The 21,696-nt window shown below is 72.6% G+C and carries 21 protein-coding genes; 13 read left to right on the top strand and 8 right to left on the bottom strand.

Going from position 1 to position 21,696, the window contains the following annotated elements; all coding sequences use genetic code 11:
• The first annotated feature begins 141 nt into the window (after positions 1-141).
• The 3 genes from JOF41_RS12945 to JOF41_RS12955 all read left to right on the top strand — a co-directional run bounded on the left by JOF41_RS12945 (position 142) and on the right by JOF41_RS12955 (position 2,173).
• A complete protein-coding gene (locus JOF41_RS12945) occupies positions 142-852 on the top strand; it encodes a carbonic anhydrase (RefSeq protein ID WP_189223531.1) in 711 nt (236 codons plus the stop codon).
• A 143-nt stretch (positions 853-995) separates the two neighbouring features.
• Positions 996-1,964, top strand: a complete 969-nt coding sequence (locus tag JOF41_RS12950) for a YncE family protein (RefSeq protein ID WP_209618991.1) — start codon at positions 996-998, stop codon at positions 1,962-1,964.
• On the top strand, positions 1,961-2,173 hold the full coding sequence (locus JOF41_RS12955) for a DUF5703 family protein (RefSeq protein ID WP_189223529.1): 213 nt from the start codon (positions 1,961-1,963) through the stop codon (positions 2,171-2,173). Before JOF41_RS12950 ends, JOF41_RS12955 begins: the two co-directional genes overlap by 4 nt.
• Before the next feature lie 74 nt (positions 2,174-2,247).
• Here the strand turns inward: JOF41_RS12955 and JOF41_RS12960 are convergent, their stop codons facing one another.
• Positions 2,248-3,075 carry a TetR/AcrR family transcriptional regulator C-terminal domain-containing protein gene (locus JOF41_RS12960; protein ID WP_209618993.1) on the bottom strand — a complete coding sequence of 276 codons (828 nt, stop codon included), beginning with the start codon at positions 3,073-3,075 and terminating at the stop codon, positions 2,248-2,250.
• Between the two features lie 74 nt (positions 3,076-3,149).
• Between JOF41_RS12960 and JOF41_RS12965 the strand changes: the two genes are divergently transcribed.
• The 4 genes from JOF41_RS12965 (at position 3,150) to JOF41_RS12980 (ending at position 7,310) form a co-directional block, all read left to right on the top strand.
• Entirely contained in the window at positions 3,150-5,411 is a 2,262-nt protein-coding gene (locus tag JOF41_RS12965) for an ATP-binding cassette domain-containing protein (RefSeq protein WP_209618995.1), read from the top strand.
• Between the two features lie 21 nt (positions 5,412-5,432).
• Positions 5,433-6,278 (top strand): siderophore-interacting protein, encoded by an 846-nt coding sequence (locus JOF41_RS12970; protein ID WP_209618997.1) that lies wholly within the window; start codon positions 5,433-5,435, stop codon positions 6,276-6,278.
• Between the two features lie 106 nt (positions 6,279-6,384).
• Positions 6,385-6,879, top strand: a complete 495-nt coding sequence (locus JOF41_RS12975) for a MarR family winged helix-turn-helix transcriptional regulator (RefSeq protein ID WP_209618998.1) — start codon at positions 6,385-6,387, stop codon at positions 6,877-6,879.
• Entirely contained in the window at positions 6,876-7,310 is a 435-nt protein-coding gene (locus tag JOF41_RS12980) for a winged helix DNA-binding protein (RefSeq protein ID WP_209619001.1), read from the top strand. The genes JOF41_RS12975 and JOF41_RS12980 overlap by 4 nt, the downstream gene beginning before the upstream one ends.
• Positions 7,311-7,622: 312 nt before the next feature.
• Here the strand turns inward: JOF41_RS12980 and JOF41_RS12985 are convergent, their stop codons facing one another.
• Positions 7,623-8,756 (bottom strand): cellulose-binding domain-containing protein, encoded by a 1,134-nt coding sequence (locus JOF41_RS12985; protein ID WP_229795576.1) that lies wholly within the window; start codon positions 8,754-8,756, stop codon positions 7,623-7,625.
• 60 nt (positions 8,757-8,816) lie between these two features.
• Positions 8,817-9,431, bottom strand: a complete 615-nt coding sequence (locus JOF41_RS12990) for a TetR/AcrR family transcriptional regulator (protein ID WP_209619003.1) — start codon at positions 9,429-9,431, stop codon at positions 8,817-8,819.
• 868 nt (positions 9,432-10,299) lie between these two features.
• Here JOF41_RS12990 and JOF41_RS12995 point away from each other — a divergent pair.
• From JOF41_RS12995 to JOF41_RS13005, 3 genes are all read left to right on the top strand, one after another.
• The gene (locus JOF41_RS12995) at positions 10,300-11,328 is read left to right on the top strand and encodes a glycoside hydrolase family 25 protein (protein ID WP_209619006.1); all 1,029 of its coding nucleotides are present in this window, start codon (positions 10,300-10,302) and stop codon (positions 11,326-11,328) included.
• Positions 11,329-11,506: 178 nt separating this feature from the next.
• Entirely contained in the window at positions 11,507-11,980 is a 474-nt protein-coding gene (locus JOF41_RS13000) for a (2Fe-2S)-binding protein (RefSeq protein ID WP_189223521.1), read from the top strand.
• Positions 11,977-14,016, top strand: coding sequence for a xanthine dehydrogenase family protein molybdopterin-binding subunit (locus tag JOF41_RS13005; RefSeq protein WP_209619009.1), 2,040 nt, complete (start codon positions 11,977-11,979; stop codon positions 14,014-14,016). The genes JOF41_RS13000 and JOF41_RS13005 overlap by 4 nt, the downstream gene beginning before the upstream one ends.
• 277 nt (positions 14,017-14,293) lie before the next feature.
• On the opposite strand, the gene JOF41_RS13010 is transcribed toward JOF41_RS13005, so the two are convergent.
• Complete coding sequence (locus JOF41_RS13010) at positions 14,294-15,154, bottom strand: NAD(P)-dependent oxidoreductase (protein WP_209619012.1); 861 nt, start codon at positions 15,152-15,154, stop codon at positions 14,294-14,296.
• A 117-nt stretch (positions 15,155-15,271) separates the two neighbouring features.
• Positions 15,272-16,879 carry an alpha/beta fold hydrolase gene (locus tag JOF41_RS13015; RefSeq protein WP_209619015.1) on the bottom strand — a complete coding sequence of 536 codons (1,608 nt, stop codon included), beginning with the start codon at positions 16,877-16,879 and terminating at the stop codon, positions 15,272-15,274.
• A 177-nt stretch (positions 16,880-17,056) separates the two neighbouring features.
• On the opposite strand from JOF41_RS13015, the gene JOF41_RS13020 reads away from it, so the two are divergent.
• The 3 genes from JOF41_RS13020 to JOF41_RS13030 all read left to right on the top strand — a co-directional run bounded on the left by JOF41_RS13020 (position 17,057) and on the right by JOF41_RS13030 (position 19,674).
• Positions 17,057-17,731 carry a DUF1990 family protein gene (locus tag JOF41_RS13020; protein ID WP_209619018.1) on the top strand — a complete coding sequence of 225 codons (675 nt, stop codon included), beginning with the start codon at positions 17,057-17,059 and terminating at the stop codon, positions 17,729-17,731.
• Between the two features lie 74 nt (positions 17,732-17,805).
• The gene (locus JOF41_RS13025) at positions 17,806-18,855 is read left to right on the top strand and encodes an NAD-dependent epimerase/dehydratase family protein (protein WP_189223516.1); all 1,050 of its coding nucleotides are present in this window, start codon (positions 17,806-17,808) and stop codon (positions 18,853-18,855) included.
• Positions 18,856-18,927: 72 nt separating this feature from the next.
• Positions 18,928-19,674: a GAF and ANTAR domain-containing protein gene (locus JOF41_RS13030; RefSeq protein WP_189223515.1), complete on the top strand. Its 747-nt coding sequence runs from the start codon at positions 18,928-18,930 to the stop codon at positions 19,672-19,674.
• Here the strand turns inward: JOF41_RS13030 and JOF41_RS13035 are convergent.
• From JOF41_RS13035 to JOF41_RS13045, 3 genes are all read right to left on the bottom strand, one after another.
• Positions 19,660-20,559, bottom strand: coding sequence for a hypothetical protein (locus tag JOF41_RS13035; RefSeq protein ID WP_209619022.1), 900 nt, complete (start codon positions 20,557-20,559; stop codon positions 19,660-19,662). The two genes, JOF41_RS13030 and JOF41_RS13035, sit on opposite strands and share 15 nt — an antisense overlap.
• A complete protein-coding gene (locus JOF41_RS13040; protein WP_209619025.1) occupies positions 20,556-21,131 on the bottom strand; it encodes a hypothetical protein in 576 nt (191 codons plus the stop codon). Before JOF41_RS13040 ends, JOF41_RS13035 begins: the two co-directional genes overlap by 4 nt.
• A 91-nt stretch (positions 21,132-21,222) precedes the next feature.
• Positions 21,223-21,684 carry a hypothetical protein gene (locus JOF41_RS13045; RefSeq protein WP_209619027.1) on the bottom strand — a complete coding sequence of 154 codons (462 nt, stop codon included), beginning with the start codon at positions 21,682-21,684 and terminating at the stop codon, positions 21,223-21,225.
• Positions 21,685-21,696 lie beyond the last annotated feature (12 nt).

Below are 21,696 nucleotides of genomic sequence, written 5' to 3' on the forward strand. Positions count from 1 at the left end.
GTGATCGCGCGCCGCTGTCCGGTTCGCGAATTCCGTCGCCCGAAAACAAACTGTCCGGTTCGCCGGATACGTCTATCGGAAATTGTGAACCGGACCACGTAATTTCACTCGTTGAAGTGAAACAGGACTAAATTCCGCGCCGTGGGTGACACAGGCGATGGCTCCGCGGTGACGCGGCGTCGGTTGTTCGGCATCACGGCGGGAACGGCCGCCACCGTGGTCGCGGGCGCGGCGCCCGCGACGGCCCGGCAGGGGCGACGCGACGCGGAGGGCTCCTGGCGCAAGCTCGCCGAGGGCAACGCGCGGTTCGTCGGCGGCCACCAGCGCCACCCCCACGAGTCGCTGAGGTGGCGCGAGTCGCTGGCGGGCGGGCAGCACCCGTTCGCCGCGGTGCTCGGCTGCGCCGACTCCCGCGTTCCGCCCGAGCTGGTCTTCGACCACGGCCTGGGCGACCTGTTCACCGTCCGCGCGGCGGGCGAGGTCGTCGACGAGGCCGTGCTGGGCAGCGTCGAGTACGCCGTGGAGCACCTGGAGGTGCCGCTGGTGGTGGTGCTCGGGCACGCCAACTGCGGCGCGGTGTCCGCGGCCGTCGACGTCGTGCGCGGCCGGGGCGAGGTCACCGGCGGCATCAGCAGCCTGGTGCGCGCGATCGAGCCCGCCGTGCTGGGCACCCCGGCCGATCCCGACGACGCGGTGTTCCTGGCGCGGTGCGTGGACAACCAGGCCAAGCGCGCGGTCCGGCTGCTGCTGGAGCGCTCGGCGACCCTGCGCGCCGCGGTCGCCGAGCACGGCGTGCGGGTGGTGGCCGCCAGCTACGAGCTGACCACCGGCCGGGTCACCCGGCTGACCTGACCGCCGACCCGACCGCCGGGCACGGGCGGGCAGCGGGTATCACCCCAGGGGACCAACGACGACACCCGCCCCCTGCGTGACGATCGCGGGCGCGTGATGGATGCTGGTGAGCAGTCCGCGAACGGGTGCTGGGAGGTCTGACGTTGCGTCGTCTGGCGGCGGTCGTGCTCGCCGTTGCGCTGCTGGCGGGGTGCGGGCGCGAGGAGAACCCCCGCGACCCGCTGCAGGTCGCGGCCACCCTGGAGGCCGCGAAACCCGCCGCCTCCCCCGAACCGACCACCGCGCCCGCCGGTCGGGTGCTGCCGCTGGGCGGCGCGGACGCCGTCGCGGTGACCGCGCGGCACGTGGCCGTGGCGCTGGCCGACCCGCCGTCGGTGGCGCTGTACCCGCTGGCCGAGCCGGCCGCCGTGCCGATCGCGGTGCCGCTGCCCGGCCGGGCCGAGTCGCTGGAGGTCATCGGCTCCGACGTGGCGGCCGCGGTGCCCGGCAGCGGCGTGGTGGTGACCGTGCGGCCGGACGGCAGCACGGCCGAACGGGCCGTCGACGGCGGCCCGGTGGACGTGGCGGTGGTCGGCGGGCGGACCCTGGTGGCCCGCCGCGAGGCCAAGCTGGTCGGCGTGGACGACCGGACGATCGCCGGGGTGTCCAGCCCGGACCGGGTGCTGGCGGTGGGCGGGGCGGCCGTGGTGCTCGACCGCCCGCGCAGCGCCGTGTTCGACCTGGACCCGGCCGCGGACCGGCCCGGCGCGGGCCTGCGCGCGGGCGACGGGGCCACCAACGCGGTGGCCGACCGGTTCGGCCGGGTGCTGGTGGTCGACACCAGGGGCGGCGAGCTGATGGCGTTCTCCACCGACCCGCTGATCATGCGCCAGCGCTACCCGGTGCCCGGCGCTCCGTACGGACTGGCCTACGACGACCGGCGCGACCTCGCCTGGATCACGCTCACCGAGCGCAACGAGGTGGTCGGCCTGGACGTCGCGGGAGGCGAGCCGGTGGAGAGGCACCGGTTCGCCACCGTCCGCCAACCGGACTCGGTGGCGGTCGACCCCGGCAGCGGACGCGTGTTCGTCGCCTCCGCGGCAGGAGAAGGGATGCAGGTGATCCAGCCATGAACGAAGGGGTGGTCGACGGGGACTGGGAGTACCGGCCGCTGCGGCTCCCGGCCGGTCTGTCCCGTCGCGCGGTGACGACGCAGCTGTCCATCCAGGCGGAGTTCTCCGGGTGGGAGCTGTCCAGGACCCTGCTGTTCGGCGACGGCTCGCGCAAGGTGTGGCTGCGCCGCAAGCGCACCGCGGCGGTCATGCCCGGCCTGATCACCTAGCGGCGCGGATTCTGACCACCACAGGTGTGGTACCACACCTGTGGTGGTCAGAATCCGCGCCGGTCAGGAAGCTGTCAGCGCTGATCGCCGCCGTGCTTGGCGATGCTCGCCTCGATCCCGTCGAGCAGGACCTCCCACCCGACGGTGAAGTTGTGCATGGCGTCGCGCTCCAGGTGGGGCGCGTCGTCGGCGTCGGGCACCGCAGGCGGGTCGTCCTGGTTGATCCACACCACCAGGGGGAACCGCCGGGCCAGGTCGGGGGCGTGCCGCTCCAGCAGCGGTGAGCGGGAGAACCACCACTCCTCGTCGCCGACCCCGGTGGCCCGCGCGGCCTGGCGGGCGTCGGCGACCACCTGGGCCGCGCCGCGCACGAACTGCGCCACCGCGCCGATCACGCCGCGCAGCACCGGCGCGGGCAGACCGGTCCCGTGCAGCACGCGCGCCAGCGCCTCCAGCGTCGCGAACTCGTTGGGCCCCAGCACCGGCCTGGCCTGCGAGACCTGGAGCACCCACGGGTGGCGCAGGTAGAACGCCCTGGTCTCGCGCGCCCACGCGGTCAGCGCCGCGCGCCAGCCCCGCGACAGGTCGTGCTCGGCGGGCAACTCCCCCAGCACCTTGTCGTACATCAGGTCGATCAGCTCGGCCTTGCTGGGCACGTAGGTGTACAGGGCCATCGCGGTGCGCCCCAGCCGCTGCCCCACCGCGCGCATCGACAGCGCGGCCATGCCCTGCTCGTCGGCCACCGCGACGGCGGCGTCGACGATCGCGTCGACGCTCAGCCCCTGCTTGGGGCCCGGCCGGGACGGCCGGCGATCGGACGCGGAACCGGACGCCGGGTCGGGTCCGCGCCACAGCAGCGACATGGACCGTTGCGCGTCGCCCTGTCCGGCGTAGAGGACCACTTGCCACTCCTTACAGCGTAAAGTACGGTGCCCGAGATCAGTTTACGCCATAAAACGTTCAGGGGGCCGGCGGTATGAACGCTGTCGCGGACAGCCACGACGTCATCGAGGTGCGCGGAGCCAGGGAGAACAACCTGCGCGACGTGTCGGTGGACATCCCCAAGCGGCGGCTGACGGTGTTCACCGGCGTCTCCGGCTCGGGCAAGTCCTCACTGGTCTTCGGCACCATCGCCGCGGAGTCCCAGCGGCTGATCAACGAGACCTACACCGCCTTCGTCCAGTCGTTCATGCCCGCCCTGGGCAGGCCGGACGTGGACTCGCTGCGCAACCTCAGCGCCGCCATCGTGGTCGACCAGGAGCGCATGGGCGCCAACGCGCGCTCCACCGTCGGCACCGCCACCGACGCGCACACCATGCTGCGCATCCTGTTCAGCAGGCTGGGCACCCCGCACGCGGGCACCTCCGGTGCGTTCAGCTTCAACCTGCCCGAGGGCATGTGCCCGCGCTGCGAGGGGCTGGGCAGGGTCTCCACCATCGACGTGGACCAGCTGGTGGACCGGAGCAAGTCGCTCAACGAGGGCGCGATCACCGTGCCCGGCTTCTCGGTGGACCACTGGTACGTGCAGACCTACGTCAACTCCGGCCTGTACGACCCCGACACCAAGCTGGCCGACTTCACCCCCGAGCAGTGGGACGCGCTGCTGCACCGGCAGAACACCAAGATCCGCGTCGGCAAGACCAACGTCACCTACGAGGGTCTGGCGGTCAAGGTCGAGCGGCTGTACCTGGGCAAGGACCGGGAAGCGCTGCAGCCGCACATCCGGGCCTTCGTCGACCGGGCGGTGACCTTCGCCCCGTGCCCCGAGTGCGCGGGCGCGCGGCTCAACGCCGCGGCACTGGCCTCGCGCATCGACGGGGTCAACATCGCCGACTGCTCGGCGATGCAGATCAGCGACCTGGCCGACTGGGCGGCCAAGCTGGACGAGCCCTCGGTGGCACCGATCCTCGCGGCTCTGCGGCAGACCCTGGACTCGCTGGTGGAGATCGGCCTGGGCTACCTGAGCCTGGACCGCCAGTCGGGCACGTTGTCGGGCGGCGAGGCGCAGCGGGTGAAGATGGTGCGCCACCTGGGCTCGGCGCTGACCGACGTGACCTACGTGTTCGACGAACCGACCGTGGGCCTGCACCCGCACGACATCCAGCGGATGAACGACCTGCTGCTGCGGCTGCGGGACAAGGGCAACACGGTGCTGGTGGTCGAGCACAAGCCGGAGACCATCGCGATCGCCGACCACGTGGTGGACCTGGGACCGGGCGCGGGCGCGGCGGGCGGACGGGTGTGCTTCACCGGCGACGTGGCGGGGCTGCGCGCCTCGGGCACCCTCACCGGGCGGCACCTGGACCACCGGGCGCGGCTGAAGGACCAGGTGCGCACGCCGACCGGGGTGCTGCCGATCACCGGCGCGAACCTGCACAACCTCCGCGACGTCAGCGTGGACATCCCGCTGGGCGTGCTGACGGTGGTGACCGGGGTGGCCGGATCGGGCAAGTCCTCGCTGATCCACGGTTCGCTGGACCACCGACCGGACGTGGTGGTCGTCGACCAGTCCCCCATCCGCGGGTCGCGGCGCAGCAACCCGGCCACCTACACCGGCCTGCTCGACCCCATCCGCGCGGCCTTCGCCAGGGCCAACGGCGTCAAGGCGGCGCTGTTCAGCGCCAACTCCGAAGGCGCGTGCCCGCACTGCAAGGGCATCGGGCTGGTCTACACCGACCTGGCGATGATGGCCGGGGTGGCCTCGCCCTGCGAGGAGTGCGGCGGCAAGCGGTTCACCGCGCAGGTGCTCACCCACAAGCTGCGCGGCAAGGACATCAGCGAGGTGCTGGCCATGTCGGTGGACCAGGCGCGGGAGTTCTTCACCGAGAAGCAGGCCAGGGCGGTGCTGGACCGGCTGGCCGACGTGGGCCTGGGCTACCTGGGGCTGGGGCAGCCGCTGACCACGCTGTCGGGCGGGGAGCGGCAGCGGCTCAAGCTGGCCATCCACATGGCCGAGAAGTCCTCCACCTACGTGCTCGACGAGCCCACCACCGGACTGCACCTGGCCGACGTGGACCAGCTGCTGGCACTGCTGGACCGGCTGGCCGACCAGGGCAACACGGTGATCGTGATCGAGCACCACCAGGCGGTGATGGCGCACGCGGACTGGGTGATCGACCTGGGACCGGGCGCGGGCCACGACGGCGGCCGGGTGGTGTTCACCGGCACGCCCCGGCAGCTGGTGGACAGCGCCGACACGCTGACCGCCCACCACCTGCGCGCCTACGTCGGCCGCTGAGAGCGCACGGAGGAGGACACGGTGCTCGCCCTGCACGTCACCCACGTCGAGCGCGTCACCCCGCACGTGGTGCGGGTCAGCTTCACCGGACCGGGGCTGGAGGAGTTCCCGATCTGGCCCGACCAGCAGCTCAAGCTGCTGTTCCCCCGACCCGGCCACGGCCTGCCGGAGCTGTCCTACACCGAGGACGAGCACGGCATGGGCTGGTACCGGGCGTTCACCTCGGTGCCCGAGCAGCGACGGCCGTGGATGCGCAGCTACACCGTGCGCCGTTACGACCCGCTGCGCCAGGAGATCGCGGTGGACTTCGTGCTGCACGAGCACGGAGCAGGACCGGCCACCCGGTGGGCGGCCTCGGCACGCCCTGGCGACACCATCGGCCGCTACGGCCCCGCCGCGGCCTACGCCCGCCCGTTGGGGGCTGCCGACTGGTACCTGTTCGCCGGGGACGAGACGGCCGTGCCCGCGATCGCCACGCTGGTCGCGTCACTGCCACCGGCGACCCCGGCCACGGCGGTGATCGAGGTGCGCGACGAGGCCGAGGAACAGCGGTTGCCCACCCGCGCGCGGCTGTCGGTGCGCTGGGTGCACCGCGGCGATCAGCCGCCGGGACTGGGCGACGGCCTGCTGCGCGCGGTGCGCGCGACCGACTTCCCGCCCGGTGAAGGCCGCGCCTGGGTCGCGGGTGAGGCGGGAGTCGTGCGCGCGATCCGCGCGCACCTGGTCCGGGAGCGTGGCCTGCCCAAGCCGGCGGTGGACTTCAGCGGCTACTGGCGGCTGCGGCTGACCCAGGACGACGCGCCCACCGAGGAGGACTTGGCCGAGGCGCGGGAGAAGCTGGCCGCCACCGGGGAGGGGACCGCCTAGCACGGTGATGCCGCTCGCACCAGACGAGCGCGCCCTCGGAGGGACCGGGCCGGTGACGTCCGCTAATCAGTAGCCATGTACATAATGTACATGTACTCTAAATCTCATGGACGACGAGGACTCACCGGCCCCCACACCCGGTTACCTGGTGTGGCTGCTGGCCAACAAGTGGCGCGTCGCGGTCGACCGCGCGGTAGCTCCACTGGGCCTCACCCACGCGCAGTATGCGCTGGTCACAGCGCTGTATGACGTGCAGCGCACGGGCGAACGCCCCAGCCAACGCCGACTCGCCGACCACACCGGCCTGGAGGCGCTCTACGTCTCGAAGCTGGCGCGCGCCCTGGAGTCGGCCGGTCTGGTCGAGCGCAGCCGAGACCCCCACGACCCGCGCGCCGTGCAACTCGCCCTCACCGAACAGGGCCAGGCGGTCACGCGACAGGCCATCGCGATGGTCCAGGAACTGCTCCAGCGGCTGCTGGCACCGCTCGGCGGCCTCGACGCCCCTCGGACGCGCGCGTTCACCCAGGAGCTGACGACCCTGCTCGACACACCCCTCGCCCCACTCGCGCCCAACGACAACCCTCGAAGGAGGAACCCATGACCACCCCCGCCGTCGACTCCCGCCTGCTCGGCTTGGCCCACTACGCCGCCCGCGGCGTCCTGGAGCACGTCCTGACCCGGCACGGCATCACGTTCCAGCAGCAGATCGCCCTGCGCACCGCCACCGTCAACGCCCCGCGAACGCCGGACGAGGTGGTCGACCTGGTCCGGGACTTCCTCAAGGCCGATCCGGCAGGCATCCGCGCCACCATCGACGAACTGCTCGCCAAGCGGCTGCTCGTCGTCGACGGCGCACACCTCCGACCGACGGACGAAGGACGCGAACTGCTGGCCGCCGTCAACGCGGAGGTCGCCCCCATCTCCGCCCGCATCTGGGAAGGGATGCCCGTCGACGACCTGGCCGCGGCAGGTCGCGTCCTCGCTTTGGTCATCCAACGCGCCAACGCGGAACTCGCGGTGTTGGCCCACTGATCCTTCTGCGCCCTGCTCGGGGCTTCGGCGTTGATGAGTGTTTGTTTTGGTCAACACTGAAGCTATAGGAATAATCACGCTATACGGTGAGACGCAGGGCACACCCACACCGGAAACACCGGGCGGGCGCGCGCCGTTGTACGGAGCGGTCGGTGCGGTCCGTGTCCCCGGGCCTCACCTAACGCCTTCGCGGAATACCGTTCGGCTGGAGCCGCGTCGTGCCACTCGCCGAGAGGCGACCGCCGCGCCGACCCCTTCGACCAGCCTCCGGACGCCGTCTCCCCCCACGGCGCCCGGAGGCGTGCGCGCACCTCAGCAGGCGATCGGCGAGGGGCCGAAGGCCACGTCGTCGTACCACAGGGTGTCGCTGCCGTCGCCGTAGCTCTCCCAGCCCAGCCGGATGTCGGTCACCGTCGGCCGCCACCCCTGCCTGTTCAGCCACTGCCGGTCGATGTCGGGCGTGGGCACGCCGTCGACCTTCAGGCCCGCGATCTCCTGCTGTCCCAGGTAGGTGGTCAGCTTGCCGTTGTCGAGGCTGAAGCGCACGCAGTTCCACTCGCCGGTGGGCAGCGGAGGGCTCTGGGCCAAGCCCTGCGGGCTCTGTTCGGGCAGGGTGGCGTCGTCGGACTCGCGGTTCCACTGCAGCTTCGTGCCCTGCCCGCCCATGCGCAGGTCGCGGTTGTTGTCCGAGGTGTCCTTCATGGCCAGGAACGTCACGTGCGCGGCGGGCAGGGCCGTGGTGTGCCGGACGTAGAAGCGGCCGTGGACCACGCTGCCGCTCAGCGGCGCGCCGAAGAAGATGTGGTTGCAGTACCCGGCCTTGCCGTCCACGCGCACCGACTTGGAGCCGCTGTGGGCCACGGAGCTGTCGACGGAAACCCGGCCGGTGCCGGTGCAGTTGGCCGCGCCGACTGTCCACGGCGCTCCGGGAGTGCTCCCGGAGTGGGCCTCGAAATCGTCGCAGACGGTCGCCGTGGTGCAGTCGACCGGCAGGTTCCCGGTCGTAGTGGTGGTAGTAGTGGTCGTCGTCGTGGGCGCGTCCTCGTTGCAGGAGACACCGTTGAAGGCGAAGTCGACCGGGGCATCGTTGGCGCCCTGGTAGCCGGCCTGGAAGCCGAACCGGGCGCTGGCGCCGGTGGCCAGCGAGCCGTTCCAGGCGAGGCTGGTGGCGACCACCTTCGCGCCGGTCTGCCGCACCTCGGCGCCCCACCCCGAGATCACCGCCTGGTTTCCGGGGAAAGTCCAGCTCAGCTCCCACTGGCTGACCGGGGCGGCGCGGTTGGTGACGGTGACGTCGGCGGTGAACCCGTCGGACCACTGGTTGGGCACGTAGTCCACGGTGCAGGCGGGCACGGCGACCGCGGCTCCGTTCCCGCCCACCACCACCAACCCCGCGGTCGAGATCCCGGCCGCCAGCAGGGCGGCCCATCGCAGCAGGCTTCGCACGACGACTCCTTTGTTGTCGAGTTCTGGGAACGCTCCCAGACACTGACCGTAATGAGCCGTTCACTCCGGCGGAAGGGACCGAGTGCCGCAACGGGGTGCGGCTGACCGTGGGTCAGAGTGCAGCCCGGCCATCAGAACGGCCAGGTAGCGCTCGGCGGCGGAGTCGGTGTCGCCGCCGTTGTTGCGCGCGGCGTGCACCACCCCGCACACCATCAGCCGCAGGTCCTCCGCGTCCACGTCCGCCCGCAGCGCCCCCGCCTCGCGAGCACGGGTGATCAGGTCCTCGGCGGCGCGGTCGAAACGGGTCTTGAGCCCGGCCGCGGCGCTGCGGGCTTCCTGCCGGGTGGCCAGCACCTCGGCGAAGGCCTCGTCGGCGAGCAGCACGTCCAGCACCGCGCGCAGCAGCCGTCGCAGCCCGGAACTCGGGTCGGCTTCGGCCAGTGCCGCACTCGCCTCGGCCAGCAGGGCCAGCAGCCGGTCCTCCGACAGCGCCTCCAGCAGCGCCTGGCGGGTGGGGAAGTTGCGGTAGACGGTGCCCACGCCCACGCCCGCCCGTCGGGCCAGTTCGTTGAGCTGCAACGAGGTGTCACCGCGCGCCACCGCTTCGCGCGCGGCGGACAGCACCCGGTCGCGGTTGCGCGCGGCGTCCACGCGCATCGGCCGACGGTCCGGCATGGGGCCAGAGTAGCAAGTGGAAATATTATCCACTTCAGTCGCGATCCGCATCGTGACCAGCGGCAGGCGACGGACCTCCCATGAAATACCCGGTCGCATTCCGATGAGGCGGAACCGCCCGCACGGAGGGGACCATCCGAGGGGGACGCCACTGTGAACAGTCCTCATATCGACCGCAGCGGCCCGCTGGCCGCATTTCGCGTCATCGGCGGAATCGCCGGCCACGTCATGTGCGAAACCGGGCGAACGGGGACCGGGAACGCGCTCTACTAGTAGGCGACACCATTCGCAGACCACCCGGAGGCGTCCCTGTGCCCGGTCCGTGCCGCGGTCGTGGTCGGTCGGGCACGCCTGCGGCGCCGAAGGCGGCCCGGTGGTCGGCGTCGGTCAGTCGGGTGCCGCTGTCCGCTCGCGGTGTGCGATCGGACCCCCGCCCCTGCTGCCGATGTCGCCATCGGCAACCCCTAAGTAGCGCAATCGAGTGGTAAGTCGCACTACTACCGGGTAATGCTTTGACACACACCTACCGATCCATGAATCTGGGAAACGACTTGGCAACCGGACCACCACCGCAGGGACAAGTGGCACATCGGGCACACCGGGACTTCCCGGGGTTTTCCAGGTCACGGGGGAATTCGCGCCACCGGGGGCAAGGGCTCGCGCGTACCACCGCGGTCGTCACCGCGGCCTCGCGCGGTCCTTTTCACGTGGTGGGGGGCCGCCTGCCGAGCAGGCCGGTCCCCGGCGACCTCCCGATGCGCAGGCGGCGGCATCACTTGCCCGGGATTCGGGTGATCCGATCGCCACCAGCACACGTATCACGCAGTGGACCGAACGGCACCGCAACTACTACTCCAGGAGGTCGCCCGTGATCTACGGCGTCGACGTCTCCGCCTACCAGCCGGGCTTCGACTTCGCCGCCGCACGGCGGGAGGGCATCGAGTTCGCCATCATCAAGGCCACCGAGGGCGCCACCTGGCGGTCCCCGAACTACCACGACCAGCTGGGCCGCGCGCGGTCGGCGGGGATGCTGGTCGCGGCCTACCACTACATGCGGGGCTCGGACGTGGGCAGCCAACTGGCCAACATCCGGGCCATGGTCTCCACCGACACCCCCGTGATCCTCGACATCGAGGACGGCGCGGGCACGCTGGCCTCGATCCGGGCGCTGGTGGACGAACTGCGGCGGGCGGGCTACGCCTCCCCGCTGATCTACATCCCGCGCTGGTACTGGCAGGGGCGCATGGGCTCGCCCAACCTGTCCGGCCTGCCACCGCTGTGGCACTCGCTCTACCCCGACAACGTGGTGCGCCGCAAGGAGCAGTTCGCCCTCGGCCCGGAGTACTGGCCCAGCTTCGGTGGCCTGCACACCGAGATCGCCCAGTTCACCAGCAGCCTGGCCGTGGCCAACTACCCCAACGGCCGCATCGACGGCAACGCCTACCGCGGCACGCGCGAACAGCTGGCCGCGCTTCTGGAAGGAGACATCTTGCCCAGCGCGCAGGAGATCGCCAAGGCCGTGCTCGACGAGATGGAGCAGCGCCGCTACGACACCGACGGAGACGGCCAACCCGACCGCTCGATCGTCAACAACACCATCCAGGGCATGTGGAGCGCGCAGAGCGCCGAGGCCACCTCGCGCCGGGTCGAGGTCAAGCTCGACGCGCACGCCGGGGAGCTGACCGAGGACGAGACCAACCTGCTGGCGGCGCTGCGGGCCTCGAACGAGGTGTCCACCGCGGCGGCTGCCGCGCAGGGAAGCGACGCCCCGGCCGCCAACGCCCGCCGGATCGCCGAGGTGGTCTACCGGCAACTGCCGCCGCAGATCCGCGACGCGCTGGCCGAACTGCTCACCGACCGCACCAGCGGGAGCACCGGCCAGGCCGAGGGGAGCTGACCGGCTCGGGGCCCCGCCGCGGCGGGGCCCCGAGCACCTCACTGCGCTGAGACCGCCCCTTCGGGCACTCGTGCCTTCCGACGCCGCCATGTTCCACCACTCCTGGCAGTGACTGCCAGGAGATCTGTAATGTGGCAGTGACTGCCAAGATGGCAGTACGTGCAATCAGGAGGCAGGCGTGGACCAGTTCCGGCTCCAGGTCAACGGGAAACACCACCAAGTCCGAGCACCACGCGACACCCCCCTGCTGTGGGTGCTCCGCGAACAACTCGGCCTCACCGGCCCCAAGTACGGCTGCGGCATCGGCGCCTGCGGAGCCTGCACCTCCATCGTGGACGGACAGGCCGCCCGCCCCTGCGTCACCCCGCTCGCCGAAGCGGGCGAGCACGACATCACCACCGTCGAAGGCCTCTCCGAGCACGGCGACCACCCCGTGCAGCGCGCCTGGATCGAGCTCGACGTCGCCCAGTGCGGCTACTGCCAACCCGGCCAGATCATGAGCACCGTCGCACTGCTGGCCGCCAACCCCGACCCCGACGACGACGACATCGACCGCGCCCTGCGCGACAACGTCTGCCGCTGCGGCACCTACTCCCGCATCCGCGCCGCCGTCCGCCTGGCCGCCCAGTACACCCGCAAGGCCCAGTCGTGATCGGCCGCCGCGGCTTCCTCGCCGCCGCCGGACTGGGCGCCCTCTCCGTCGCGCTGCCCGTCCCCGCCCTGGCCTCCCCCACCGGCCTGACCCCCAACGTCTTCGTCAGCGTCGACCGCCAAGGCCGCGTCACCGCCACCATCCCCCGCCCCGACAGCGGACAAGGCGTGCGCACCGTGGTCACCATGCTCATCGCCGAGGAACTCGCCGTCCCCCTGCACTCCGTGCGCGTCGAGCAGGCCCCCGGCGACACCGCCCGCTACGGCATCCAAACCGTCGGCGGCTCCACCTCCGTCCCCCAGCTCGCCGACCCCATGCGCCGCGCCGCGGCCACCGCCCGCTGCCTGCTGCTCACCGCCGCCGCCCAGCGCTGGCGCGTGCCCGTCGACGAGTGCACCGCCCGCGACGGCGTCGTCCACCACCGCCGCAAGGGCAAACTCCCCTACGCCGCACTCGTCGACGACGCCGCCGCACTCGACCCCACCACCGTCCCGGTCACCCTCACCCCCGAGGACCAGTGGCGCGTCCTGGGCCGCCACGCCCACCGCGTGGACGCCCGCGACATCGTCACCGGCCGCGCCCGCTACGGCATCGACACCGCACCGCCCGGCACCCTCGTCGCCGTCGTCGCCCGACCATCCTGGATCGGCGCCCGCCTCGACACCGTCGACGACACCGCCGCCCGCGCCCTGCCCGACGTGGTCGACGTGCTGCGCCTGGACCCCGACACCGGGCCCCAGGGCGGCGTCGCCGTCATCGCCCGCTCCACCGCCGCCGCGCTGGCCGCCCGCGCCGCGCTGAAGTGCACCTGGACCGGCGGCACCCCCACCGCCGACAGCCGCGCCTGGCTCACCGACCTCACCGCCGCCCTGCCGCCCGCCCCCACCGCCCCCTCCCCCGTGGCACTGCGGGCGACCTACTCCCTGCCCCTGCTCGCCCACGCCCCCATGGAACCCATGAACGCCACCGTCCACGTCCGACCCGACGGCGCCACCGCGTGGGTCCCCACCCAGGACCCCGGCAACCTGCGCGTCACCCTCGCCCGGTTCCTCGGCGTGCCCACCGACACCGTCCGCGTCGAACCCACCCTCACCGGCGGCGCCTTCGGCAGGCGCTTCGACTTCGACTACATCGCCGAAGCCGCCCTGTGCTCCCGCCACACCGGCGCACCCGTCAGGGTCCTCTGGACCCGCGACGACGACACCCGCCACGACTCCTACCGCCCCATGTCGGTGCACCGCCTGCAAGCCACCACCGACGCCACCGGCCTGCCCACCTGGCGCTCCCACGACATCGCCACCTGGCCGCTGACCGTCCTGCCCCTGCCCACCGACCCCTCACTCGTCCTGGTCAACGGCAACCACTTCCCCTACTCCGTGCCCGGCACGCCCACGGTCGTCATCAAACCCGCACCGCTGCGCACCGGCTTCTGGCGCTCCGTCTACGCAGGCCACCTCGCCTACGCCGAGGAGGTCTTCCTCAGCGCACTGGCCACCCTCGGCGGCTGGGACCAGGTCGAACTGCGCAAACGCCTGCTGACCCAGCAGCCCCGGCTGCTGCGCGTCCTCGACACCGCAGGCGAGCACCACCGCCGTCCCCGCCACGGCCACACCCTCGGCGTCGCCTGCCACGCCGAGTACGGCTCCGCCATCGCCGTCATCGCCGAGGTCGACGCCCGCGCCGACCAGCCCCGCGTCCGCCGCGTCACCGCCGCCGTCGACGTCGGCCGCGCACTGCACCCCTCCGGCCTGCGCGCCCAGGTCGAGGGCTGCGTCATGGACGCCGTCTCCACCGTCCTGGGCGCCCAGATCACCGTCCGCGAAGGCCGAGTCGTCGAATCGTCCTTCCGCGACTACACCTGGGCGCGCATCGACCGGGCACCCGACATCGACGCCCTCATCGTCCCCTCCGACGCGCCTTTGGGCGGCGCGGGCGAACTCGCCTTCCCCCCGGCGGCGGCGGCCATCGCCGCGGCCATCGCCGACGCCACCGGCCGCCCGGTCACCGGGATGCCCTCCCACAGCCCGGTCGGCTGACCCGCCAACCGACCGGGTGATCATCGCCCACCCCGAGGAACAGTCGGGGTGATCCGAACCGACCAGGGACCAGCAGATGCGCGTCACGTGGGTGCTGCCCGCGGACGAGCCCTGTTCTCGTCACGGCCGCTTTCGGTTGATCGGGGTGATCGGTGCGGGGTCCGCCCCGCACCGATTTAAATTCTGTCAACACTGAAATCATTGATCAGTTCGAATCGACTGGTCGCGGGCCGGTCGCAGTCGCCTGATTCCGCTGGACCCGCGCTCGGAGAGGAGATCAGCCGCGATGGACCCGGATGACGGCGGCCATGTCCTCGACCCCGTCGCCCAGCGCCGCGGCCTCGCGGTACTGCTCGTTGAGCGCCCGCATGAGCCGGTCGTCCGCCCCGGTCCCGCGCATCGCCGCCAGGATCAGCTCGCTGTCCTTGACCGCGCCGTCGATGCCGAACGACGGCGCGAGGTCCCCCGACAGCATGGCCCGCCCCTTGAGCTGGGCGTAGGCGCTGTCGGTGGCCGTTCCCGAGATCACGTCCAGGAACGAAGCCGGGTCCAGCCCCAAGCCTCGGGCCAGTGCCAGCGACTGCGCGGTGGCCGCGGTGATCGACAGCACCCAGGCGTTGGCCGCCAGCTTCAGCCGGTGCCCGTCGCCGGGCCGCTCCCCCGCCCACACCGTGCGCGAGCCGATGGCGTCGAACACCGGGACCACCGCGTCGCGCAGGGCGACCGGGCCACCCGCCAGCACCACCAGCTGCCCGTTCTCGGCGGGCTGCCGGGTGCCCAGGACCGGCGAGTCGACGAAGCCGACGCCGTGCTCGCGGGCCAGCTCCGCCAGCCGCCGCGTGCCGTCCAGCCCGACCGTGCCGCACTGCGCCCACACCGCGTCGCCGCCCATCGACGGCAGCACCCCGGCCATCACCTCGGCGGTGGCGTCGGCGTCGAACAGCATGGTGACCACCACGTCCACGCCCTCGACGGCCCGCGACGGCTGCTCGACCACGGTCGCACCGTCATCCGCCAGCGGCCGTGCCCTGGCCGCGGTGCGGTTCCACACCACCACGTCGAACCCGGCGCGCAGCACGCTGCGGGCCATGCCCGCGCCCATCAAGCCGGTGCCCAGCAACGCCACGGTCTTCGCCACCGCTCCGCCTCCCCGTCGTCCGTGTGGTCCAACATCCCACTCGGGCCCGTGGCGCGCACACCGCGCCACGGGTGGTGCGGACGCCGGAGCGGTCCGGACCACCCGTGGCGGTAGGGCTCAGAAGTGGTGCCCCATCAGCTTCTTCTCGTCGATGAACGCCCGGATCTCGCGCTCGAGCGTGGGACTCGGCTGGGCCTGCGGGCGCAGGTCGGCACCCGCCTGCTCGTCGGCGGGAACGTCCGGCCTCGGCGTGCCCGCGCACACCGTGCGGCTACCGGGCAGCACACCGTCCACCAGGTAGCGGTCGACCAGCGCGGTGACGCAGTCGTTGCGGGAGTACAGACCGTGGATGCCCTCGTCGGCCACCGAGATCAGCGGCTCGTTGAGCCTGGTGGCCATCGCCGGTCCGCCGTCGTAGTGCGTCTGCGGGTCGAACTCCGCCTGCACCACCAACCCCGCCGGGTACTTCACGCGCTTGAGGTCGGTCACCCGCTCGGTCGGCGTGAAGCTGCGGAACGTGCACTCGTTCGGCGCGGCGCGCAGGACGCCCCAGCCATACGGGTACTTGGCCCGGAACTCGCGCATGTCGCTGTAGTAGGTGTTCAGGTCGGTGGTCCAGTCCGCTTCGCACGTGACGGTCTGGAACACCCCGGACATGGTCTCGGCGATGCCCAGCTCGCGCAGCACCCGCGCGGCCCTGGTCGCGTCGGCGAGCAGCTCGGGACCGGGCGCCGCGCCCTCCACGTCGTCGCGGATGACCTTCATCAGCGAGGCGAGCTCGTGCCAGATCTCCCGGTAGCGGGCGTTCGAGCCCACGACGATGTCGTAGGTGTTGAGGTCGATCTCGGACTGCCACGGCGTCACCGCCAGCTTGGCGCCCAGCGCCTCGCTGGTGGCCAGCACCTCCTCGCGGGAGGTGCCGAAGCCGTAGACGCCGTGGCGCTGCCCCACCCAGGTCATGAACTCGTCGACGTTGTCGCGGATGGCCCTGGACTGCGCCCTGAACTGCTCGCGCCAGATCCAGTCCGGGTGCACCGCCGAGTCCAGCACGCTGCGGTCGAGCTTGCCGGGGAACAGCGAACCGTAGACCGCGCCCAGGTAGGTGCCGTAGGAGAAACCCAGGTAGTTGATCTTCTGCTCGCCCAGCACCGCCCGGACGACGTCCATGTCCCTGGCCGTGTTCGGGGTGTTGACGTGGGGCCGGATGCCGCCCGCCGCCCGGCGGCAGGCGTCCTCCCTGGCCCGCGCGTTCGACGTGAACAGCTCCAGCTGCGCGTCGGTCGGCCGGGTCAGCAGGGGCGGGTCGCTCTCCAGCTCGCACCGCAGCGGCGTGGAGGCTCCCACGCCGCGCGGGTCGAACCCGATGATGTCGTAGCTGCGGGCGATCCGCTGGGTGGCGAACTCCAGCGGCAGCGACAGGCCCGAGCCGCCGGGACCGCCGGGGTTGAGCAGCAGCACGCCCCGGCGCCGGGCCGGGTCGGCGGCGGGCAGCTTGCTGACCGCGATCGAGATGCGCTCGGCGTCCGGCTCGCGGTAGTCCAGCGGGACCACCACCTGGGTGCACTGCAGGCCCGGCCAGGTGTCGCACGGCGCCCACTCGACGTCCTGCTGGTAGAACTGGGTTAACGACGGCGCGGCCACCGCCGCGGGTGCCGCGACGCCTCCTGCCGCGATCGCCAGGCAGGCGCCCACGGCGGCCGCCCGGCTCCCTCTGCTTGCGGTCATCGTTCATCCTCGGATCAAGTTGTGGGGACCCCGCCAAGCTAGGCAAGCCGCGGGGCGCCCAGCACCGTCCGGAAGTCGGGTGGCGCTGCGACCAAAGGCTTTTCCTCCGCCGGACGTGCGTCGTTTGCGCCGGTTCCCAGCGGCAACCCACCTGGTCGGACAACGTGAGGAGTCGTCGTGCGCGTGGTGCTGCCCGGTCGGACCGACCCCGCCTCGGTGCTGCGCGGCCTGCGCGACCGGGACCTCAACTACTCCCCCGGCGAGGTCCGGCCGCCGGAGTGGGTCTTCGACGAGCACCGGCACGTGCTGGGCAGGGAAGCGCCCGGACCGCCCGAGGGGCGCGGCTTGTGGCGGCGGGCGCGGGAACTGGTCGCGGCCTACGAGTTCACCCCGCCGGAGATCATCCGGGCCTTCCACGCCGCGGGCTCGGAGCTGCTGGGCCGCGACATGCTGCTGGAGGCCCGGCTGCCGGGATTGCGGTTCCTGATGGGCGTGCGGGTCACCGCGGTCCGCGACGACGCCGACGACGAGCGCACGACGTGGGGGTGGAGCTACGAGACCCTGCGGGGCCACCTGGAGCGCGGACGGGTCGACTACGAGGTCGTCAAGCACCACGCCAGTGGGGAGGTCGAGTTCGTGGCGCGCAGCTACTCGCAGCTGCACCCGCGCGCGCCGTGGTGGATGCGGCTGGGCTGGCGGCTGTTCGGCAGGCGCGTGCAGCTGCGGTTCTACCGGCGCGCGGGCCGGCGGTTGCGCGGGCTCAGCCACGCCGCGGACACCGTCGTGGTCGTCCCCGCCACGGCCGACCTGGGCGCGGGCTGGGCGTTGCGCATCCACGATCCGGTGCCTTGAGCGGCCGTGGCGGTTGACCCGGCACGGCCTGGGTACAGGCACGGGACGCCACCCGAGCGGATGGAGCACCAGTCGTGAAGATCGTGATCACCGGCGCGTCGGGCAACGTGGGGACCGGCGTGCTCCGCGCGCTGGCCGCCGAGGGCGGCCACCGGATCGTCGGGATCTGCCGCCGCCCGCCGCAGCCGGAGCCGCCCTATGACGCGGCCACCTGGCGGGCCTGCGACCTGGGCGACGACCGCGCCCCCGAGGTGCTGGACGAGGTCATGGTCGGTGCCGACGCGGTGGTGCACCTGGCGTGGATGATCCAGCCGCTGCGGCAGGGCGAGCGGCTGCACCGCACCAACCACAAGGGCACCGCCGCGGTGCTGGAGGCGGCCCGCCGCGCGGGCGTGCCGCACGTCGTGCACACCTCTTCCATCGCCGCCTACGCCCCGGCGGGCAGGCAGCCGGTGGACGAGACGTGGCCGACCACCGGCGTGCCGGGTTCGGTCTACGCCGCGGGCAAGGTCGAGGCGGAGCAGGCGGTGCGCCGGTTCGCCGCGGAGAACCCCGAGACCACCGTCAGCGTCATCCGCCCCACGCTGGTGGCCCAGTCCGCCACCTCGGCCAGCCTGCTCGCGCTGTTCTTCGACCCGATCGTCCCGCAGTGGCTGCTCCGGCTCCTCCAGCGCGGCAAGGTGCCGCTGCTGCCGCTGCCCGCCGGGATGCTGGTGCAGCTGGTGCACGCCGACGACGTGGGTGACGCGGTGGCGCGCATCCTGCGGCTGCGGGCGGGCGGCGCGTTCAACCTGGCCGCCGACGTGCTCACCGAGCACGACCTGGCCCGGCTGGCAGGTGCCCGCGCGGTGCCCGTCCCCGGCGAGGTGATGCGCGTGGCGGTGGGGCTGCTGTGGCGGCTGCGGGCGATCGGCATGTCACCCGGCTGGTTCGACGTGGGCACCCGCTCCCCCGTGGTGGACACCACGCGCGCCCGCGAGGAGCTGGGCTGGCGGCCTAGGGTGGGCAGCGTCGAAGCGGCCCGCGAGCAGCTGGCAGGCATGGCCGAGTCGGCGACGGCGCCGAGCCCGGCGCTGTCGCGCGACAAGCTCAGGGACGACTTGCGCGTCCCGCGCCTGACGTAGCGCCACCGGGTTTCACCGCCGCCCGGTCGTGGGACACCAGACCTCGTCCGGTGTGCGAGCGGGGAGGGTGCGGTGGCGGACCACGTGGCGGAGCTGGCCGGGGAGCTGGCACGGGTGTCGCGGCTGCTGGAGGAGGACGACGTCTCCACCGCCCTGCGGCGGTTCGTCGACCACCTGGTGCGCACCGTGCACGGCTGCGACCAGGCGATGATCACCGTGCTCAGCGGTGCCGGGTTCGACACCGCGGCCGCCACCGACGGTCTGCCGCCCGCCGATCCCCGGCACGCCGGACCGATCCACGAGGTGCTGCGCTACCGGGAACCCCGCAGGGTGGAGGACACCCTGTCCGACGACCGCTGGCCGGAGTACCTCGCACGCCTGACCGAGGACGGCTACCGCAGCTGCCTGAGCCTGCCGGTGCCCACCGAGCGCTCCCCCGCCGCAGCGCTGACGCTGCTCTCGCGCGAGCCGCACGGGTTCGACGAGCACACCCATGACGTGACGCTGCTGATGACCGTGCACGCCGGAGTCGTGTTCGACAACGCCCGGCTGTTCCACCACAACCGCAGGATGGTGGAGCACCTGACCGCCGCGCTGGGCACCCGGCACGTCATCGGCCAGGCGCAGGGCCTGCTGATGCGCCACTTCGCCTGCCGCACCGACGACGCCTTCGGCCTGTTGAAGGAGGCTTCCCAGCGCACCAACACCAAGCTGCGCGAAGTGGCTTCGGCGCTGGTGGAGGCGCAGGACAGGGGCGAGCTGGCGGACGCGCTGGCCCGCTACCGGATCGGGCGGTCACGTGCGTCAGCACCGGGGTGACCGCTCCGGCGCGGAGCTGAACTGCAGCCGCGTCGAGTCCGTGCGCGGCAGCACGAACGCCTCGGCACCGGGGGTCCAGTCCGACGGCAGCAGCAGCAACTGGCCGCTGGACTGGACCACCAGCCGGAGCCCGTCGTAGCGGTACTGGTAGGCCGAGTCCGAGCACTCCACCCTGGGCACCGACTCGGGCAGCGCCAAGCCCTCCGCGCTGAACAGGGCGGCCTCGGGCAGCAGCGGCAGCACCGCTTCCTGGCGCTGCGCCCGGCTGCGCCCCGCCGCCGCGGAGTAGTCCCCGACCGCCCAGAACAACCCGAGGCTGACCAGCGCGAAGACCGCCACCCACTCGGCTGTCGCACCGGCGGGTGGGCGGCGCACCCCTGTGCGATCCGCGGCGGTGCGCAACCGCGACGCCGACACCACCAGCAGCACCCCCGCCGCCAGGGCCAGTCCCGGCAGGCCCACCAGGTGGATCACCGGCTCCGGGTCGGCCGCCGCGGCCAGCGCCCAGCCGACCATCGTCAGCCCGGTGACCACCGCGACCGGCGCGGCCACCTGCAGCAGGACGCGCCACGCGGCGTCGGACAGCCGGGCGCGCAGCAAGCGGTAGGTCCACAGCGCCAGCAGGACGCCCGCAGAGCCGTAGGCCAGCGGCAGGTACAGGCCCTCCACGCTGCGGGACAGGTAGTACTCGGTGCTCAGGTCCAGCAGCGTCTGCTCCACGCCGAAGTAGCGGTAGAAGTGGTGCGCCTGCTGGTGGCCGAAGAAGTACAGCAGCGCGGCGAGCAGGGTGGTCGGCGCGGCCACCGCGCCGAGCAGCCGCAGCGCCCTGGGGCGTGCCAGGTCGACGTCCCCGCTCTCGGCGGGGCGGTGGGACCGCGGTCTCACGGCGTCTCGACCGGGTAAGCGGTGGTGACCTCGGTAGTTGCTTCGGTGGTCATCCCCGTCGTCTTCCCCGTCGTCTCCTCGGTCGTCTCCTCGGTCGTCTCCTCGGTCGTCTCCTCGGCGGTCCCCTCCTCCCGGCACGGGCTGTCCAGGATGAAGGTGAAGGTGTCACCGGAGCGCACCCGCTTCGGCGAGAAGTCGACGATCCGGCAATCACCCGGCGTCGGCCGCATCGGCCGGACCACGATCTTCACGCACAGCGTGCCCCCGCACAGCGAGGTGAGGACTTCGACGGCGTTGGCCTCGAAGTCGCGCCAAGTCTGCTCCAGGCCGAAGTTCTCGGGCACGTTGATCGGCACACCGGGCACCTTCGGCGGCACCCCCGGCGGTTCGTCCGTGGTGCGGCGGGGCCGGTCCGGCTTCTCCGGTGTGGTCCCCTCCCGCGAGGTCGTCGGGTCGGCGGCGGAGGAGGTCACCCCGGTCCCCTCCCCCGTGGGGCCGCCCGGCTCGGTCCCACCGCACCCGCCGACCACCGCGGCGAGCAGCAGCACCGACAGGGCGCTCTTCGTACGCATTCATACCCCCGATTGGCGCATCCAAGACGGATACCAACCCAGGGGGCGTCGGGGCGGCGCAGATACCCCGACCGCTCAGGTCAGCGCGGCATCACCCGATCGCGTGACTCGCCGCCGCGAGGACCACCTCGAACGCGGCGGCGAACGGCGGCACGCAGGCGGGGTGCCCGGTGGGCGCGTGGACCCACCGGGCCGGGCCGTGCCCGGTGACGCTGGGCGGCAGGGGCAGCAGCTGGGGACCGCTCACCACGCGCGCCCAGGCGGGCAGCCGGGGCACCGGCCCGACGGGTGTCCGCACCAGGAACGCCCACCGCAGCGCGACGCCCGGCAGCGCCAGCACCGGGACCTCCCAGCCCCGGCCGCGCAGTTCGCCGAGCAGGTGCCCGCCGAACCTGGCGCCCACCAGCAGGCCCACGACTCCCCGATCGGTGGCCAGGTGCACGTTGCCGTCCACCAGCACCAGCGGCCAACCCAGCCGCAGCGCGCAGCGCTCCACGGTGGCGTGCAGCTCGTTGGCGTACTCCACCGCGGCGCAGGACCCGATCACATCCATCGCTCCCCCTCT

It is taken from the genome of Saccharothrix coeruleofusca (assembly GCF_017876325.1).
In the GTDB taxonomy this organism is placed as follows: Bacteria; Actinomycetota; Actinomycetes; order Mycobacteriales; family Pseudonocardiaceae; genus Actinosynnema; species Actinosynnema coeruleofuscum.